Below are 17,865 nucleotides of genomic sequence, written 5' to 3'. Positions count from 1 at the left end.
TAAGGAAGGGCACGGGGGAGGTCGGCCCCGGCAAGAGCGAACTTACGTAGTTTCGATGGAGGGTGGAAGGATTTTGTTAATAAACATGACCCATTGGTTAACGCCGCCGCCGGTATTCGGTGGAGAATCGACAGACGTTCCGGGGTGACTCGGAAACCATTCGTGACGATGCTTTTGGGAACGGAGCTTGGCCGTTAAGGTTCGGTAACCGGCCCTGGTTCAGCGTGTCGGGGTCGTGACAGCCGGAGACCCCTGCCGATGATCGCCATCCTGAGTGCCGCGAGCCTGTTCGCCGGGGGAGCCCTGTCCTACGCGTCCACCCGGACGCCCGACCGGACGGACCATTACGAACTGTGGAGCGGTCGCTTGTTGCTCGCGGGCCTCGTTCTGATCGGATCGGGTCTACCGCTCGCGCGCTGACGCACGCTCACCCATGCTCTCCCGCCGGCGCGCGCTCACACAGGCATGGTCGTACCCGACGGGCCGACGCGAGGCTCGTGGGATCGATCCACGGCGGGCGGATCAGTTGCGGGGGGAAGGCTCGAACTTCGGGGCCGGGTCGGTGCTCGTCAGCGTCTTGAGGAAGGCGAGCAGATCGGCCTTTTCGGACGCCGTCAGGTTGAGGGGCCGAACATCGGCCGCCCGGCTCGGCCGATCGATGCCGCCGCGGTCGTAGAGGTCGATCACAGCTTCGAGGGTCGCCACCGAGCCGTCGTGCATATAGGGCGCGCGGATGGCGACATCCCGGAGGGTCGGCGTCTTGAAGGCGTAGCGCAGCATGCGCGACGACGGAAAGAAGGCGCCGCGTCCGATATCCTCACCCTGACCGACGCCGATATCGTGGAACGATGCATCGGTGAAGGCCGGCCCGCTATGGCACTCGGCGCAGCGCGCCTTACCGGTGAAGAGCCGGAACCCGTCCTGGGCCCGGAGCGAGATCGCGCGCGCATCCCCGGCGATCCAGCGATCGAAGGCCGAGAGGCCGGGCTGGATCGTGCGCTGGTAGGTGGCCAGGGCCTGCTCGATGGTGGCGCGGGTGATCGCCCCATTGGGGAAGGCCGCTGCGAAGTCCTGTACGTAACCGGCGTCGCCGCGCAGGCGCTGGATCAGGACGCTTTCAGGCAAATTCATCACCACGGGCGAACTGATCGGCGTGAACGTGACGTTCTCCAGGGAGCGGAATTTTCCGTCCCAACCGAGAATTGGCGCCGTCGCCACGTGCAGCAGGGTTGGCGTCCGCAGCTTCATCGGCATGCCGACCTCGCCAATCCCGCGCGGCCGGTTCTCGCCCCACGCCTTCTGCGGATCGTGACACGAGGCGCAGGACATCGATCCGGCGCCGGACAGCATCGGATCGAAGAACAGGCGCTGGCCGAGGGCAGCCTTCTCGGCGCTGTACGGATTGGAGGCGGGGAAAACCACTGCCTCCCGGGTCTGGAACGCAGCGCGCGCATCCGCCGGGGCCGCAACGGCCTGGGCCGGCACGGGAATTGTGCCCGTCGCCTGATTCACCATATAGGCGGCCAGCGCCGCGACCGCGCAGGCACCGCCGACCTTCCAACGCATTGGAATCTCCTGAGCCCGCGACAGGCTACCGCGCGGAAGTAAACAAAACGTCTCCGGTTGGCCGCCAGCCGTTGTCTCGGGGGCCGATCTCAGTCGAGCCCCAGCATCAGCCCGATGTTCTGGACCGCGGCGCCGGACGCACCCTTGCCGAGATTGTCGAGGCGCGCGACGAGGACCGCGTGTGCATGGGCTTCGGCGCCGAACACTCGCAATTCGAGACGATCGGTGTCGTTGAGGTCTTCCGGCTCCAGGCGTTCGGCATGAGGCCCCGGGATCACCGTGACCAAGTCGGATCCGGCGTAGTAGGTTTGAAGCGCCGCCTCGAGGGCAGCCGCCCGCGGCTTGCCGGGGATCGTGTCGAGGTGGAGCGGGATGCTCACCAGCATGCCCTGGCGGAAATTGCCGACGGACGGAATGAAGATCGGCCGCCGGGTCAGTCCACCGTAGCGTTGCGTCTCCGGCAGGTGCTTGTGCGCGAAGCCGAGTCCGTAGAGCTGGAACGCCGCGCCCTCCCCCGCCTCGTAGGTCTCGATCATGCCCTTGCCGCCGCCGCTGTAGCCGCTGACCGCATTGATGCTCAGGGGCGTGTCGGAGGGAATCAGTCCGGCCTCCACCAGGGGCCGGATCAGCGCGATGGCGCCCGTGGGATAACAGCCGGGATTCGCCACCCGGCGGGATCGCCGGATCAGCGCAGGCTGGTCGGGGGTGAGTTCGGCAAACCCGTAGGCCCAGGCCGGATCGACCCGGTGGGCGGTACTGGCATCGAGGATGCGCGGTCCGCCGCTCGGCATGGCATCGGCCAGCGCCACGGTCTCGCGCGCCGCGTCGTCGGGCAGGCACAGCACGACGAGGTCGACGGCTTCCATCAGCGCGCGCTTGACGGCGATGTCCTTCCGGCTCTCGTGCGGAATGCTCTTCAGGGCGACGCGGCCCTCGCGCTCCAGGCGTTCGCGGATGCCGAGACCGGTGGTGCCAGCCTCGCCGTCGATGAAGACCGTGGGTTTGTGCTCCGCGCCGCGCTCGCTCATTGCCGTCTCGTTCCTCACCGTCGGTCCGTCCGGTCCGTCGCCACGCGTGATGCGACTTGGCGGCCGCCTTGTCGAGGCGATGCTATCGCCGGGCCAAAGGACGGTTTCATGACAGTTGTGGATGCGCTGCCCTGCACGGAACGCAAGGCTGCCCATCCGGTTGGTTTTCGGAATCCAGTCATTCGGAATGCGACCATGTCCGCCACCGCCAAGAAGACCGATCCCGCCCTGTGGGAAAAGGTGAAGAAAGAGGTCACCGAATCCGACAAGGGCGGCAAGCCGGGCCAATGGTCGGCCCGCAAGGCTCAGGCCGCAACGAAAGCCTACAAGGACGCCGGCGGCGGCTATGCCGGCAAGAAATCGTCGGACAACCATCTCAAGGAGTGGACCGAGGAGGAGTGGGACACGAAATCCGGCAGGAAGAGCGGCGAGACCGGCGAGCGCTACCTGCCGAAGGCGGCCCGGGAAAAGCTGTCGGACGGCGAGTACGCCCGGTCGACGGAGAAGAAGCGCGCGGACTCGGCGAAAGGCCGGCAGCACTCGAAGCAGCCCGCCGACGTGGCGAAGAAGGCCGCGACGGCGCGTGACGCCGGCGGGCACACCAAGGCCGATCTCCTCGCAAAGGCCCGGGACAAGAACATCCCCGGTCGCTCCAAGATGTCGAAGGACGAACTCGCGCGGGCGCTCCACGCCTGAGCCCGATTGCCGTACCGGCATGCGGCGCCTAGACCACGGGCGATTTCATCGCCCGCGGAAAGGCTCCTCACGTGTCGCGACCGGTGCGCTGCCGCCTCGACCCCGTCCATCAGATCGTGTCCGACGCGGCCGGGGCGTGGCGTGCTGTCGGCTCGGACCCTTACTTTCGCATCCTGCCCCCCGCCGGCCGGCGTCGCCATCGCGGCGGTTGGGTCCGCATCCGGGCCGACCTCGCTCCGCTGGGCCGTACCAAGCTCGTGCCGCTCCTCTATGTCGACGACGGCAAGGGATTTCGGGAAAGCCTGACCATTCCCCTCGAGCGGGGCGAGGCCGGGATCGACAACCTCGTGCGGCTGCCGCGCCGAGTGCGCGGCCTGCGTCTCGACCCCCTGAGCGGGGCCGGCGGATTCACCCTCGGCCATGTGACCTTCGACCACCTCGGCGTGCCGGCCGCCTACGCGGAGATCATCCGGCGTCTCGTGGCCCGTCTGCCGGCCGCCGAGCGTCCCCTCCCCCGCCTCGTCGCCCGCGTCGTGGAACTGATCCGGCGCCGCCCGGCCCGTGCCCTGTGGCGCGATTTCCTCGACAGCGCGAAGCCGCGCCCGGTGCCGGCCTCCTACGCCGCCTGGATCGAGGCGGTCGAGACGCCGAGTCGCCTGTCCGTGCCCGCCATGCGGGCGGCCGTCACCGGGTTCGGGTTCGCACCACGCATCTCCATCGTCATGCCGGTCTACGACACACCGAAGGTCTGGCTCGAAGCCGCCATCGCCTCCGTGCGGGCGCAGGCCTACGAGAACTGGGAACTCTGCCTCTGCGACGACAATTCGCCGAGCGCGCACGTCTGGCCGATGCTGCAGGCCTTCGCCGACGCCGATCCCAGGATCAAGCTCCACCGGCGCCGGTACAACGGGCGCATCGCGGCGGCCTCCAACGACGCCATGGCCCTGGCGACGGGCGCGTACATGACGCTCATGGACCACGACGACGCGATCCCCGACAACGCGCTCTACGAGTTCGTCTGCGTCCTCAACGAGGACCCGAGCGTGGACTTCCTCTACTCCGACGAGGACAAGATCTCCGTCGAGGGCGTCCGCTACGATCCCTTCTTCAAGCCCGACTGGTCGCCCGAGGCCCTGGAGGCGTGCATGTACACGGCACACCTCGCCCTCTACCGCATGGACATCGTCGGGCGCATCGGCGGGTTCCGCGACGAGTGCAACGGCGCCCAGGATTACGACTTCGCACTGCGCTACACCGAACACGTCCGAAACGTCCGTCATGTGCCGAAGGTGCTCTACCATTGGCGCGCCATTCCGGGCTCCACCGCCCAGACCATGGACAACAAGGACTACGTCATCGCGGCGGCCGTGCGCGGTCTCGAAGACCGGGCGCGCCGCACCGGCACCCTCGATCACGTCCGCCCCTCCCCCTATGCCGGCTGCTTCTTCCTGCGCCGCAAGATCGTCGGCGCGCCGCGCGTCTCCCTCGTGATCCCGAGCGCCGGGCGCGACAGTACCGTCGGCGGCCGCAGCGTCGATCTCCTGGCCGAATGTCTCGCCAGCATCCGCCGAACGAGCACCTACGGCGACATCGAAATCGTGGTCGTGGACAACGGCGACCTTCGCCCCGCGACCCTGGCGGCCCTGCAGCGGTACGACGCGCGGCGGATCACCTACGCGGAGCCCGGCTTCAACGTCGCGGCGAAGATGAACCTCGGGGCCAGCGTCGCCACGGGGGAAATCCTCGTGTTTCTCAACGACGACGTCGCGGTGATCACCCCCGACTGGATCGAAGCGATGCTGGCGCTGCTCCAGATCGACGGCGTCGGCGCGGTGGGACCGAAGCTGCTGTTCGAGACCGGCGAGATCCAGCACGCCGGCGTTTCCATCGTCGACGCCACGCCCGACCATGTCCGTCGCGGTTACCCTGGCGACGATCCCGGGCACTTCTTCTCGACGGTGGGCAACCGCAACTACCTCGCGGTGACGGGCGCGTGCCTGATGGTGCGGCAGGATGCGTTCGCGGGGCTCGGCGGCTTCGATGAGGCCTACGCCGTCAATTACAACGACATCGATCTGTGCCTTCGCCTGTGGGAGCAGGGCCGGCGGATCGTGTACTGCGCTCAGGCCGAACTCTACCATTACGAGAGCCGCAATCGCGCCCGCACCGTCGATCCGGCCGAGCACGAACGGTTTCGCACCCGCTGGGCGAGAAAGATCCCGCAGGATCCGTTCTACAGCCCGTGGTTCGAGGCGCTGCCGCCGACCTTCGAGCTGGACCCAGCACGGTTCTGACTGCGTTTGGCCTTCGGCTGGCGCGAAGGCTCGGTCCCGGACTCCCGAATTGCGAACCAGTCTAATTCGCGGTTCTGTTCGCCGGCTGGCGACGCGTGGCGTGCGTCCCGCCACCGGAAGTTCGGCATGCAGATACTTCACACCCTGGGGGGCGATGCGACGGTCTGGCTGACCGGCGCCCTGCTCGTGATCTGCATGGGCCTATGGGCCACCGGTCGCGTGGCCGAGATCGTCACCGCCCTGCTGTTCTTCGCCTTGGCGATGCTGTTCCGCCTGGCGCCCCCGAACGTGGTGTTCTCGGGCTTCGCCTCCTCCGCGTTCTGGCTCGTGCTTGGCGGCATGGTGGTGGGCCTCGCCATGACCCGTACCGGCCTCGGGGATCGTCTGGCGCGAAGCCTCTCGGGACACCTGTCGGGATCCTACACCGGCTTCATCGCAGGCCTCGTGGCGCTCGCCTTCGGGATCGCGTTCGTCATGCCGTCCAATCTCGGACGCGTCGCCCTGCTGGTCCCGGTGGTGCTCGCGCTGTGCGATGCCTACGGCCTCGGTCCCGGGCGGCCCGGACGCCACGGCGCGGTTCTGGCCGTCGGCGTCGCGACGCCGATCCTGTCCGCCGCGATCCTGCCGGCCAACGTGCCGAACCTCGTCATGGCCGGGACGGCCGAGGCCCAATACGGCCTGCACCTCGCCTACCTGCCCTACCTCCTCCTGCACGCCCCGGTGCTGGCCCTGGTAAAGGGCGCGATCCTGGTCGCCTGTATCGTTCGGCTGTTTCCGGATCGGCTCACGGCCGTGGATGCCGGTGCCCTCGCCGTCGCACCGATGACGCCGGAGGCGCGACGCCTCGCCGTCATTCTCCTCGCCACCCTCGGCTTCTGGGTCACGGACAGCCTGCACCACATCGCGCCGGCCTGGATCGGTCTCACGGCGGCGGTGATCTGCCTGATGCCGCGGATCGGCGTGATGCCGGCCGAAGCCTTCGCTTCCGTGAACCTGCGCACCTGCTTCTACGTCGCGGCGCTGCTCGGTCTCGTCGCCACGGTGAATGCCACCGGCCTTGGAGACAGCCTCGGCCATGCGCTCCTGGCCGTGGCGCCCCTGGCGCCCGACGCGCCCGCTTACAATTTCGGCATCCTGACCGGCATCAGCGCGGCTCTGGCCCTGGTGGTCACGGCCAACGGCGCACCGGCCCTCTACACCGCTCTGGCCGGCGAGATGTCGCGCGTCAGCGGCCTCGATCTCTACAGCGTGGTGATGATCCAGGTGATCGGCTACGCGACCCTGTTCCTGCCGTACCAGGCACCGCCCATCGTGGTGGCGATGGATCTCGGCCGGGTGCCCCTGCGCGCCGCGACGAAGCTGACCCTTACGCTCGGGGTTGTATCGCTGCTCATCGTCGCACCGCTGGATTACCTCTGGTGGCGGGCCCTCGGGAGGTTGCCATGAGGGCTTCGCGCCCGACTTACGATCCGAGGACAATGTCGCCACTCCCGTTCCGCCGTCGCGGGTTGCGCATTGGCGCCGGGCCGCGGGCAGATTAGAGACGATCCAAAATCTTTTTGCACTGCAGCGCCAAGGCGGCGCCTCAACCCACCATCGAGGAATTCGGAACACGATGGCTCCCACCGTCCGACCCACGGTCACAGCGCCCCTCTCGCCCCATCTCCAGATCTACCGCTGGACCTGGACCATGGCGATGTCGGTGTTCCACCGCATCACCGGCACGGCGCTGTACGGCGGCACCGCCCTCGTGGCGATCTGGCTCGTAGCCCTGGCGTCCGGCCCGGCGGCTTACGGCTGGGTGGCGTGGTTCTTCGGCTCCCTCATCGGGAGGCTCGTCCTGTTCGTCTACACCTGGATCCTGATGCACCACATGCTCGGGGGCCTGCGCCACTTCGTGTGGGATGTCGGCCACGGGTTCGACCGCGAGCGGCGGATGTGGCTGGCGCGCGGAACCCTCATCGCTTCCGTGATCGCCACCGTCGCGATCTGGGCCGTCGCCCTTCTCGTGCGCTGAGGACCGAACCCATGGCCCAGACCGCAAAGACTTCGCTCCGCACCGCCCGCTCCCGCGTGAAGGGGCTCGGCGCCTCCGGGCACGGGGCCGGACACTGGTGGCAGCAGCGCGTCACCGCCGCCGCCAACGTGCCGCTGATGATCGGCTTCATCGTCATCATCGCCCTGATGGCCGGGCGGCCCTACCCCGAGGCCATTGCCCTCGTGTCGCATCCGGCCGCGGCCCTCATCCTCATCGGCGGCGTGATCTCGGTGACCCTGCACATGCGCATCGGCATGCAGGTCGTCATCGAGGATTACGTCCACGACAAGGGCCTGAAGTTCGCGGCCCTGTTCGCCAACACGACCTACGCCGTCGCCGTCGCGGTGGCGTGTCTCTACGCGATCCTGCGCGTGAGCCTCGCCCGCCTCGTCTGACCGCATCCGCAAACCGATAAGGACATCGTCCATGGCCAGCAACGGATCGAACGGCGCGCCCGCCTACACCATAAACGACCACACCTTCGACGTGGTCATCGTCGGAGCCGGCGGCGCGGGCCTGCGCGCCACGGTCGGCTGCAGCCAGGCGGGCCTGCGTACGGCCTGTATCTCGAAGGTGTTCCCGACCCGCTCGCACACGGTCGCGGCGCAGGGCGGCATCTCGGCCTCGCTCGGCAACATGGGCCCCGACGACTGGCGCTGGCACATGTACGACACCGTGAAGGGCTCGGACTGGCTCGGCGACCAGGACGCCATCGAGTACCTCGTCCGCAACGCGCCGGCCGCCGTCTACGAACTCGAGCACTGGGGCGTGCCCTTCTCCCGGACGGAAGAGGGCAAGATCTACCAGCGGCCCTTCGGCGGCATGACCACCGATTACGGCAAGGGCACCGCCCAGCGCACCTGCGCCGCCGCCGACCGCACCGGCCACGCCATGCTGCATACGCTCTACGGGCAGGCGGTGAAGAACAACACCAACTTCTTCATCGAGTACTTCGCCCTCGATCTCATCATGGATGAGGACGGCCGCTGCCTCGGCGTCATCGCCATCGACCAGGCCACCGGCGAGATCCACCGCTTCCGTGCCCAGCAGACGATCCTGGCCACGGGCGGCTACGGCCGCTCCTACTTCTCCGCCACCTCCGCCCACACCTGCACGGGCGATGGCAACGCCATGGTGCTGCGCGCCGGCCTGCCCCTGCAGGACATGGAGTTCGTGCAGTTCCACCCCACGGGCATCTACGGCGCCGGCTGCCTCATCACCGAGGGCGCGCGCGGCGAGGGCGGCTACCTGACGAATTCCGAGGGTGAGCGCTTCATGGAGCGCTACGCCCCCTCGGCGAAGGACCTGGCCTCCCGCGACGTGGTCTCGCGGTCCATGACCATGGAGATCCGGGCCGGGCGCGGCGTCGGCAAGGGCAACGATCACATCTACCTGCACCTCGACCACCTCGACCCGGCGATCCTTCACCAGCGCCTTCCGGGCATCTCGGAATCCGCCAAGATCTTCGCGGGCGTCGACGTCACCAAGGAGCCGATCCCGGTGCTGCCGACGGTGCACTACAACATGGGCGGCATCCCGACGAACTATCATGGCGAGGTGCTGACCCTGAAGAACGGCAACCCCGACACGGTGGTACCGGGTTTGATGGCGCTCGGCGAGGCGGCCTGCGTCTCGGTGCACGGCGCCAACCGACTCGGCTCCAACTCACTCATCGACCTCGTGGTGTTCGGCCGGGCCGCCGGTCTCCGTTGTGCCGAGATCGTCGAGCCGGGCCGCCGCCAGATGGATCTGCCCAAGGACTCCGCCGACAAGGCCCTGAGCCGCCTCGACCGGTTCCGTTATGCCGATGGCGGAACCCCGACCTCGGAGCTGCGCGCCGAGATGCAGAAGACCATGCAGAACAACTGCGCGGTGTTCCGCACGGGCGAAGTTCTGGAAGAGGGCAAGGCCCTGATCCACAAGGTCGCCTCTGGCGTCGCTGACATTCACGTCAACGATCGCTCGCTGATCTGGAACACCGATCTGCTCGAGACCCTGGAATTCGACAACCTCATTGGCCAGGCCGTCGTCACCATGGAATCGGCGGCCAACCGCAAGGAGAGCCGCGGCGCCCACGCCCGAGAGGACTTCCCCGATCGCGACGACAAGGAGTGGATGAAGCACACACTCGCCTGGATGGATGACACGTCCAAGCAGGTCAGCATCGATTATCGTCCGGTCCACACCTACACCATGTCGAACGAGATCCAGTACATCGAGCCGAAGGCGCGTGTGTATTGAGGAGGCAGTCGCAGACTTGCTTTCGATGATGATTCTCTTGAGACGGAATTAGGCACGCCAAATCATGGCTCAGTTCAATCTTCCCAAGAACTCTCAAATGACCGAGGGCAAGACTTGGCCCCGTCCGGTCGGCGCCAATAACCTACAGGAATTCCGGATCTATCGCTGGAACCCGGATGACGGGAAGAACCCGCGCGTCGACGTCTATCAGGTCGATCGCGACGATTGCGGACCGATGGTCCTCGACGCCCTGCTGTGGATCAAGAGCAAGGTCGACTCGACCCTGGTGTTCCGCCGCTCCTGCCGCGAGGGCATCTGCGGCTCCTGCGCCATGAACATCGAGGGCCAGAACGCGCTCGCCTGCACCATGGGCATCGACGAGTGCCAGGAGCACGCAAAGGGCAAGAAGACCGGCGCGGTGCGGATCTACCCGCTGCCGCACATGCCGGTGCTGAAGGACCTCGTCCCCGACCTGACGAATTTTTTTGCCCAGCACGCCTCCATCGAACCCTGGCTTCAGACCGAGACCCCGGCGCCGGAAGGCGAGTGGAAGCAGACCCCGGAGGACCGGGCCCAGCTCGATGGCCTCTACGAATGCATCCTGTGCGCCTGCTGCACCACCTCGTGCCCGAGCTATTGGTGGAACGGCGACCGCTTCCTCGGCCCGGCCGCCCTGCTCCAGGCCTACCGCTGGCTGATCGACAGCCGTGACGAGAACACCGGCGAGCGCCTCGACGCTCTGCACGACCCGTTCCGCCTGTACCGCTGCCACACGATCATGAACTGCGCCAACGCCTGCCCGAAAAGCCTGAACCCGGCCAAGGCGATCGCCGAGATCAAGAAGATGATGGTCGCCCGCGAAGTCTGAGGACTTCCGACCGAACCAAACGAAAAAGGGGCGCGCGGTGTGAACCGCGCGCCCCTTTTTCGTGGGCCGGCCGGCCTATTCGGCCGGCGCGGGATGGTGCGCCACGGGGGCGGCGACCTTGTTTTCGGGCTGGATGCCCTCCGTCGCGTCCTTGCGCCGGAACAGGCGCATCACGACGACGAAGAACACCGGCACGAACAGCACCGCCAGGATGGTCGCCGAGATCATGCCGCCCAGCACGCCCGTGCCGATGGCCTGCTGGCTCTTCGAGGCGGCACCGGTGGCGATGGCGAGCGGCACCACGCCGAGGATGAACGCGAGCGACGTCATCACGATGGGGCGGAACCGCAGGGTCGAAGCCTCGATGGTGGCATCGACGAGGCTCTTGCCAGGCTTCCACAGGTCCTTGGCGAATTCCACGATGAGGATCGCGTTCTTCGCGGACAGTCCGATGATCGTGATGAGGCCGATCTTGAAGTAGACGTCGTTGGGGAGCCCCCGGAGATACACCGCCGCCACGGACCCGATCACGCCGAGCGGGATCACGAGGAGCACGGAGAGCGGGATCGTCCAGCTCTCGTACAGGGCGGCGAGGCACAGGAACACGATGATCACCGACAGGGCGAGGAGCAGGCTCGCCTGGCTGCCGGCGAGCTTCTCCTGGAGCGATTGCCCGGTCCAGGTGTAGCCGAAGCCCTTGGGCAGCTGCTGCATCAGGCGTTCCATCTCGGCGATGGCATCGCCCGAGGTGTAGCCCGGGTTCGGCTCGCCGGTGATGCGCACGGACTGGTAGCCGTTGAAGCCGACGATCTGGCTCGGTCCCATGCCCCACTTCAGATCGGCGAAGGAGGACATCGGCACCATCGCCCCCTGCGCGTTCTTCACGGCATAGCTCAGGAGGTCGGTGGCCTGCATGCGCTGGAGCTGCTCCGCCTGGACGTAGACGCGCTGCATCTTGCCCTGGTTTGGGAAGTCGTTGGTGTAGACCGAACCGAGGTTGACCTGGATCGTCGTATTGATGTCCTCGAACTTCACTCCGAGGGCGGCGGCCTTCTCCCGGTCGATGATCAGTTCCGCCTGGGGCGCCGGCGGCAGACCCTCGATCTTCATCTTCTGGAGAATCGGGCTCTTCCTGGAGAGCGACAGAAGCTGGGCTTCCGCCGCGGTGAGGGCGGAGTAGCCTCGCTGCGCCCGGTCCTGCAGGCGGAACGAGAAGCCCGCCGCGTTGCCGAGGTTGTCCACCGGGGGCGGCTCCTGGGCGTCGACGATGGCGTCGCGGTAGCCCGCGAGCGCCGTGTTCGTGCCCGCCACGAGGGCAGCGGCGGAACTCGACGCGTCGCGCTCGCTCCACGGCTTCAGCGTGACGAAGGCCTGACTCAGGTTCGCACCCTGGCCCGAGAACGAAAAGCCGTTGAGCATCGTCACCGTGGCGACGCCCGGCTGGGCCAGCAGATGTTCCTCGACCTTGCGGACCGTGGTCTGCGTGCGGTTGAACGAAGCGCCCGGGGGCGTCTGGATGTCGACGGTGAAGAAGCCCTGATCCTCGATGGGCAGGAAGCCTTCGGGCAGGCGCATGAAGGCGAAGGCCACGCCCGCCAGCAGGGCGAGGTAGACCACCATGATCCGGCCGGACGCCTTGATGAACCAGGCGACGCCGCGTCCGTAGCGGGCGGTCTCCCGGTCGACGATGCGATTGAACCAGCCGAAGAACCCACCCTTGGCGTGGGCATGGCCCTTCTCGACGGGCTTCAGCAGGGTCGCGCACAGGGCCGGGGTCAGGGATAGGGCGAGCAGCGCCGAAAAGCCGATGGAGGTCACCATGGCGATGGAGAACTGTCGGTAGATGATGCCGACCGAACCGGGGAAGAACGCCATCGGGATGAACACGGCCACCAGCACCAGGGTGATGCCGATGATGGCGCCGGTGATCTGCTCCATGGCCTTGGCGGTGGCTTCCTTCGGCGGCAGCCCCTCCTCGTTCATGATGCGCTCGACGTTCTCCACCACCACGATGGCGTCGTCGACGAGGATGCCGATGGCCAGCACCATGCCGAACATGGTCAGCACGTTGATGGAGAAGCCCGCGAGCAGCATCACCGTCACCGTTCCCAGGAGGGCGATGGGCACGACGATGGTGGGGATCAGGGTGTAGCGGATGTTCTGCAGGAACAGGAACATCACCACGAAGACGAGGATCACCGCCTCCACGAGGGTCATCAGGACCTTCTTGATCGAGGCCTGCACCGCCGGGGTGATATCGTAGGGAATGTCCCACTTCAGGCCGGGCGGGAAGAACTGCGACAGCTCCTCCATCTTGGCGCGGATCGCCTGGGCGGTCTCGAGGGCGTTGCCGTCGGGGGCCAGGGTCACCGAGATGCCGGCCGCCTCGCCGCCGTTGAGCCGGGTCGAGAACTGGTAGGCGTCGCCGCCGAGTTCGATCCGCGAGACGTCGCGCAGGCGCACGTTCGAGCCGTCGGAATTCGCCCGCAGGACGATGGCGCCGAAATCCTCGACGGTGTTGAGCTGACCCTTGACGATGATCGGGGCGAACACGGCGTTCTTCACCGGGCTCGGCTGCGCGCCGACGGCGCCCGAAGCGATCTGGACGTTCTGGGCGCGGATGGCGTCGGCGACGTCGTCGGGGCTGAGCGACAGGCCGCGCAGCTTGTCGGGGTCGACCCAGACGCGAAGCGACCGCTCCGTCGAGTAGAGCGTCGCGCGTCCGACCCCCGGCACGCGCCGGATCTCGTTGATGACGTTGCGGATCAGGAAGTCGCCGAGCCCGATCTCGTCCATCTTGCCGTCGGTGGAGATGAGGGTGATGATGTTCAGGGTCGCGGCCGAGGCTTCCTCGACGAGGATGCCCTGCTGGCGCACCTCCGCCGGCAGACGCGCCTCGACGCGCTTGAGGCGGTTCTGCACCTCGACGGAGGCGAGCGCTGGGTCCGTGCCCGGCTGGAAGGTCGCCGTGATGTTGATGGAGCCGAACGAATCCGTGGTGGATTCGAAACTCATGATGTTGGCGGCACCGTTGAGCTCATCCTCGATGAGCCGCGTCGTGCCGGTGTAGAGACTCTCCACCGACGCGCCCGGGAAAGCCGTCGACAGGGCGATGGAGGGGGGCGCGATCACCGGGTACTGCGCCACCGGCAGCATCGGGATCGAGAGCACGCCGCCCAGGATAATGAACAGGGCGACGACCCAGGCGAAAACCGGCCGGTCGATGAAGAAACGAGCCATGGGTCAGCGCACCTGCGCGGCGGAGCGGGGCGTAGGCTTGGCCTCCGGCTTCGTCTCCGCTCTCGCGTCCACCTTCGGAGCCGGCTCGACCACATCGGTGTCGCGGGGCTTCGGCGTCGTGTCCGCCGAGACCGGATGGAGTTCGACGGTCTTCACTTGCTGGCCGGCGGAGATCTTCTGCACGCCCTCGACGACCACGCGGTCACCGACCTTCAGACCCTCGCGAACGATCCACTGGCTGTCGACCACGGGACCGACCTCGATGGGCTGGAGCATGACCTTGTCGTCCTCGCGCACCACCCAGACCTCGGGCTTGCCGTCGCTGGTGCGCTGGATCGCCTGCTGCGGAACGGCGAGGGCGTCGGAATCGATGCCTTGCTTGATGCGGGCGCGCACGTACATGCCGGGGAACAACTCGTCGTGCGGGTTCGGGAACTGAACGCGCAGGGTCACCTGCCCGGTGCTCGGATCGGCGGTGACGTCCGAGAACAGGAGCCGGCCCGCCGAACCGTAGAGCGACCCGTCGTCCATGATGAGGTGCACGTTGGCGGTATCGCCGGACAGGCGCGAAAGTTCGCCGCTGGCGAGATCCCGGCGCAGCTTGTTCAGCTCGCCCACCGACTGGGTGATGTCGACGTAGATCGGATCGAGCTGCTGGATGGTCGCGAGGTTCGAGGTGGCGCCCTGCTCCACCAGGGTTCCTTCCGTGAGGAGGGCCCGGCCGATGCGGCCCGAGATCGGAGCGCGGACATCGGTGTAGCCGAGGTTCAGCCGTGCCCGGTTGCGAGCGGCCTTGGCGCCTGCGACTTCGGCCTCGGCCTGCTTCAGGGCCGCGTAGGCGCTGTCGTACTGGGCCTGGCTCGCTGTCTGGCGTGTCAGGAGCTGCTCCAGGCGGTCGGCCTGCTGGCCGGCCAGGACCTGAGCGGCCTCCGTGCGCGCGAGCACCGCCTCGGCACTCTGCAATTCCACCTCGAACGGCGCCGGGTCGATCTTGTAGAGAATGTCGCCTTCCTTGACCAAGCTGCCCTGCTCGAAGGTCCGCTTGATGACGAGGCCCGAGACCCGCGAGCGCACCTCGGCGATCCGCATGGGCGCGACGCGACCGGGAAGATCCCGCACGTAGGGAATCGGTTGCTCGCGCACGGTGACGATGCTCACCTCCGGCGGCGGGACGGGCACCGGCGCTGCCGCCTGCTGCTTCTGATTGCAAGCCGACAGGGTGACGAGGACGATGCCGACGGCAACGGAAGCCGGCCGAGCCCAGAACACGCGTAGGGAGGGGGACGTCACGATCACTTCGCTCCTGCGGAATTCGGTCGATGGGCGGCCGCCAGGGGCGGACCGCTCTCGCTGTGTTCAAAGGACCACGCCGGCCCGCCCCGTGGAACGGAGGGATCGCGCGGCAAGCGCCGGGCCACGGAGAGCACGCCCGGACGGAGAGATGCGCAGGGCATCGATGGGAACAGCGGCGGAGGGCCGGACGGCTTGGCTGTCATCAGGGCTGTCTGACGGACGATCTTGGCGATCCGACGACAACCCAACAATCGGGACGGACCTCGCCTCGGCCGCTAGCCTGGAGCACACGACACAAGAAACCGTGAAGGCGTGACCAGCTCGACGCGCCCGACGAAGCTCACGATCGACGCCGGCTCTTTCGACCGGCCCCCGATGCGGCGATCGCTTCGTGCGATAGTCTCAGGCGCCAAGCCTTGGAGGCCGGTCCGGTGGATGATCGTCGCGGGTATCCGGCTTGCCGGCGCCAGTGAGAGCAACCGCCGCCGAGGCGTGCGAAATCGGCAGCAGCCGGGGGCTGGCCACTACAAGGTCCTCGCGCAGGTCGTCGGCGTCATTGCCGACCCGTACCACCTTCGGAACGTCGGAGGAGGCCGCGCTGTCGCCGGAAGCGTACGCGGAGTGCTCTGCGAAGGACGCCGCCGGCATCTTCGGTCCCGGGTCCGTCACGGACGGCCAGGAGATCAGAAGCATCACCATGAGATGGAGAAGGCACGGCAGGGCAGAGAGCCAATTCCGACCGGGCAGCGACCCAAGGGCGCGCCCGCGGGAGCGCGTCTCGTCTACGCCCACGGGCGACTTCGGGTGCTGTGCGGAACCTCTCACACCACCAAGACTGGTGTTTCAGGGAGCGCGTGACAAGTTCCTGCGGCATTCTGCCGTCCTCCGCGCTTTCGCTCCCATCCCGGTGGAGGCAGTCCCTTGGGCGTTGCCGGGATCACACAGGGGTATCCCCATCGGTCTCGCGCCCGTTGACCGGTCCATCCCGGGCGGCCAAGGCTCGGCCCTTCGATTTCGGGGATCGCGAATCCGAGGATTCACGGCCCCCCGTTCGACCAACTGCCCATCGGACCCGGCGCCGCGCAGGCACGGGGCTCGCCTCGGCTGAAGGACCACATCATGCAGACGCGCTTCGCCGCATCCGCTTTCGCGATCGCCCTCACCCTCGCGACGGCGCCCGGTGCCCAGGCCGGCAACCCGTTCGACAGCGGCCCCATCGCCGATTTCATGAACATCTTCCGCGAGCAGGCGATCCCGCGCGAGACGGTGGCGTGGAAGGGCGCGGAGAAGCCCGGCACGGTCGTGGTCTCGACGAGCCAGCGGCGCCTGTTCTACGTGCTCCCCGGTGGGCAGGCCGTGCGCTACGGCGTCGGCGTCGGGCGCCAAGGCTTCTCCTGGTCCGGCCAGAAGGCCGTCACCGCGAAGAAGGAATGGCCGGATTGGCGCCCCCCGGCCCAGATGCTGGCGCGCCGGCCGGACCTGCCACGCTTCATGGCCGGCGGCCAGGACAACCCGCTCGGGGCTCGCGCCATGTATCTCGGTTCCACGCTCTACCGCATCCACGGATCGAACGAACCCGAGACCATGGGCGCCGCGGTCTCGTCGGGCTGCATCCGCATGACCAACAAGGACGTCGTCGACCTCTACGACCGGGTGAAGGTCGGCACCAAGGTCGTCGTCCGCAACTGACCCCCTCCGGGCCGTTGCGCGCCGCGAGCTCGCGCGCACCGCCCGACTTCCCCTGCCCGCCTCTGGTTGGCTTGATCTGATCCAACCGCCAGAGGGCCTATGATCTTCGGTGTCGATCCCGGCCTGCTTGCGGGCCTGTTCGCCGTGGCGGTCGCGGCGGGCTGCGTCGACGCCATCGCGGGCGGTGGCGGGCTTCTCACCCTCCCGACGCTTCTGCTGGCCGGCCTCGATCCGGTGAGCGCCATCGCGACAAACAAGCTCCAGGGCTCTGCCGGTGCGGTTTCGTCCACCGTGGCATTCGCGCGGCGCGGCCTGATCCATTGGCCGGCAGCCTGGAAGATCGCCGTCTCGGCCGGGATCGCGTCCATTGCCGGTGCCCTGTGCGTCAGCCTGCTGCCGCGCCCCGTCCTCGATGCCGGCGTGCCGATCCTGCTCATCGGCATCGCCGTGTACTTCGCCACGGCCCGGCGCATGAGTGCCGAGGACGCCACGGCACGGATGACGCCGGCACTGTTCGCCCTGACCTGGGCGCCGGCGGTGGGCTTCTACGACGGGGTGTTCGGGCCCGGTGCGGGCGCGTTCTACATGATCGGGTTCGTGACCCTGCTGGGGCTCGGCGTGGTGCGGGCGACAGCCCACACCAAGCTCGCCAACGCGGCGAGCAACCTCGGCAGCCTCGCCCTGTTCGCGCTCGGGGGGCACGTTGTCTGGGCGATCGGCCTCGTCATGGCCGTGGGCGCGATCCTGGGGGCGCAGATCGGCGCTCGCCTCGCCATCCGCCTCGGGGCGCGCCTCATCCGCCCGCTGCTGGTCACCATCGCATGCGCCATGGCGATCCGCCTGCTCTCCGACCCGGCGAACCCGCTTCGGCACGCCGTGGTCCGTCTCTTCGTCGGCCCCTGATCACCGGGG

The 17,865-nt window shown here is 67.7% G+C and carries 14 protein-coding genes; 10 read left to right on the top strand and 4 right to left on the bottom strand.

What is annotated here, in order from left to right:
• Positions 1 to 258 precede the first annotated feature (258 nt).
• A complete protein-coding gene (locus ASF52_RS23010; RefSeq protein ID WP_200927171.1) occupies positions 259 to 420 on the top strand; it encodes a hypothetical protein in 162 nt (53 codons plus the stop codon).
• A gap of 102 nt (positions 421 to 522) precedes the next feature.
• On the opposite strand, the gene ASF52_RS16755 is transcribed toward ASF52_RS23010, so the two are convergent.
• Together ASF52_RS16755 and argC are read right to left on the bottom strand one after the other, a co-directional pair.
• A complete protein-coding gene (locus ASF52_RS16755) occupies positions 523 to 1,566 on the bottom strand; it encodes a cytochrome-c peroxidase (protein WP_056174425.1) in 1,044 nt (347 codons plus the stop codon).
• Positions 1,567 to 1,655: 89 nt separating this feature from the next.
• Positions 1,656 to 2,594, bottom strand: coding sequence for an N-acetyl-gamma-glutamyl-phosphate reductase (gene argC, locus ASF52_RS16750; protein ID WP_056174423.1), 939 nt, complete (start codon positions 2,592 to 2,594; stop codon positions 1,656 to 1,658).
• A gap of 195 nt (positions 2,595 to 2,789) precedes the next feature.
• On the opposite strand from argC, the gene ASF52_RS16745 reads away from it, so the two are divergent.
• The 7 genes from ASF52_RS16745 (at position 2,790) to ASF52_RS16715 (ending at position 10,731) form a co-directional block, all read left to right on the top strand.
• Complete coding sequence (locus tag ASF52_RS16745; RefSeq protein ID WP_056174421.1) at positions 2,790 to 3,290, top strand: hypothetical protein; 501 nt, start codon at positions 2,790 to 2,792, stop codon at positions 3,288 to 3,290.
• A 71-nt stretch (positions 3,291 to 3,361) separates the two neighbouring features.
• Positions 3,362 to 5,584, top strand: a complete 2,223-nt coding sequence (locus tag ASF52_RS16740) for a glycosyltransferase family 2 protein (protein ID WP_244473842.1) — start codon at positions 3,362 to 3,364, stop codon at positions 5,582 to 5,584.
• Between the two features lie 126 nt (positions 5,585 to 5,710).
• Positions 5,711 to 7,030 carry an SLC13 family permease gene (locus ASF52_RS16735; protein WP_056174419.1) on the top strand — a complete coding sequence of 440 codons (1,320 nt, stop codon included), beginning with the start codon at positions 5,711 to 5,713 and terminating at the stop codon, positions 7,028 to 7,030.
• A 169-nt stretch (positions 7,031 to 7,199) separates the two neighbouring features.
• Positions 7,200 to 7,601 (top strand): succinate dehydrogenase, cytochrome b556 subunit, encoded by a 402-nt coding sequence (sdhC, locus tag ASF52_RS16730; RefSeq protein WP_056174417.1) that lies wholly within the window; start codon positions 7,200 to 7,202, stop codon positions 7,599 to 7,601.
• An 11-nt stretch (positions 7,602 to 7,612) separates the two neighbouring features.
• Entirely contained in the window at positions 7,613 to 8,017 is a 405-nt protein-coding gene (gene sdhD / locus ASF52_RS16725; protein WP_056174415.1) for a succinate dehydrogenase, hydrophobic membrane anchor protein, read from the top strand.
• A 31-nt stretch (positions 8,018 to 8,048) separates the two neighbouring features.
• Positions 8,049 to 9,863 (top strand): succinate dehydrogenase flavoprotein subunit, encoded by a 1,815-nt coding sequence (gene sdhA / locus ASF52_RS16720; RefSeq protein WP_056174413.1) that lies wholly within the window; start codon positions 8,049 to 8,051, stop codon positions 9,861 to 9,863.
• Between the two features lie 64 nt (positions 9,864 to 9,927).
• Complete coding sequence (locus ASF52_RS16715) at positions 9,928 to 10,731, top strand: succinate dehydrogenase iron-sulfur subunit (protein ID WP_056094958.1); 804 nt, start codon at positions 9,928 to 9,930, stop codon at positions 10,729 to 10,731.
• Positions 10,732 to 10,806: 75 nt separating this feature from the next.
• On the opposite strand, the gene ASF52_RS16710 is transcribed toward ASF52_RS16715, so the two are convergent.
• Positions 10,807 to 13,971 carry a multidrug efflux RND transporter permease subunit gene (locus ASF52_RS16710; protein ID WP_056174411.1) on the bottom strand — a complete coding sequence of 1,055 codons (3,165 nt, stop codon included), beginning with the start codon at positions 13,969 to 13,971 and terminating at the stop codon, positions 10,807 to 10,809.
• 3 nt (positions 13,972 to 13,974) lie between these two features.
• Positions 13,975 to 15,240: an efflux RND transporter periplasmic adaptor subunit gene (locus ASF52_RS16705; RefSeq protein ID WP_443136697.1), complete on the bottom strand. Its 1,266-nt coding sequence runs from the start codon at positions 15,238 to 15,240 to the stop codon at positions 13,975 to 13,977.
• 1,143 nt (positions 15,241 to 16,383) lie between these two features.
• On the opposite strand from ASF52_RS16705, the gene ASF52_RS16695 reads away from it, so the two are divergent.
• Positions 16,384 to 16,953: a L,D-transpeptidase gene (locus tag ASF52_RS16695; RefSeq protein ID WP_056174407.1), complete on the top strand. Its 570-nt coding sequence runs from the start codon at positions 16,384 to 16,386 to the stop codon at positions 16,951 to 16,953.
• Between the two features lie 99 nt (positions 16,954 to 17,052).
• Complete coding sequence (locus ASF52_RS16690; RefSeq protein ID WP_056174405.1) at positions 17,053 to 17,856, top strand: TSUP family transporter; 804 nt, start codon at positions 17,053 to 17,055, stop codon at positions 17,854 to 17,856.
• Positions 17,857 to 17,865 lie beyond the last annotated feature (9 nt).

It is taken from the genome of Methylobacterium sp. Leaf112 (genome assembly GCF_001423295.1).
Lineage (GTDB): Bacteria > Pseudomonadota > Alphaproteobacteria > Rhizobiales > Beijerinckiaceae > Methylobacterium.
This window is presented reverse-complemented; position numbering and strand designations above follow the sequence as displayed.